The organism is Enterobacter cloacae complex sp. P47BA (assembly GCF_014930485.1).
Classification (GTDB): domain Bacteria; phylum Pseudomonadota; class Gammaproteobacteria; order Enterobacterales; family Enterobacteriaceae; genus Enterobacter; species Enterobacter bugandensis.
Map to the genome: position 1 here is coordinate 1 of NZ_JADBRF010000047.1, position 641 is coordinate 641.

1 protein-coding gene is annotated in these 641 nt (G+C 53.4%); it reads right to left on the bottom strand.

What is annotated here, in order from left to right:
* Nucleotides 1-17: 17 nt before the first annotated feature.
* On the bottom strand, nucleotides 18-641 hold a 624-nt coding region (locus tag IM299_RS22775; RefSeq protein ID WP_193358134.1), incomplete at its 5' end, for a transposase.

Below are 641 nucleotides of genomic sequence, written 5' to 3' on the forward strand. Positions count from 1 at the left end.
GTTGTAATGCCAGTCAGTTAAGCAACTGACTGGCTTTTTTTCGGGGCTGTGGGGTATCTCCAGGGCCTTTCCTTTACCACCCTCGGGAAGGCCCTTTCCCTTCTTGTCGGCAACTTTACCAGTTGCGCCATGCTTTCAAGATCACGCATCAGCTCCGGGATACGCCCTGGTGAAGCGCCCTGCAGCGTCATCAGCATTCTCATGACCATGCCGCATGATTCTGAGAAGCTCAGCTGATTCGGCCAGTATCCTTTCAGATGGCCCGCCATTTTAATCATCTGATATCGCACCAGATTATACGCCAGTAACACGCCCCATAACTCCTGCTCCACAAGCTCCGGCTTTTTACTCCTTAGCGTCAGCCTGCTCAGTTGCATCGTTTGTTTTATCTCCCTGTACCCCAGCTCTATTTCCCAGCGATGGCTGTACAGGTCTGCCATTTCTCCTCCGGGATAGCGCATGGCGTCCGTCATCGACGTCAGCAGATGGCTGGTTTTCCCTTTGCGCGTTACGGTCAGCAGGCGGGCTGTCATCTCATCTCCCAGACCCGGCCATTTTTTTCGTGCCTGTGGGCTGGTTTTCAGCTTCACCAGATAGTCGCCTTTACCCAGCTTTCTGACCTCTTCATACTGTGCTCCCTT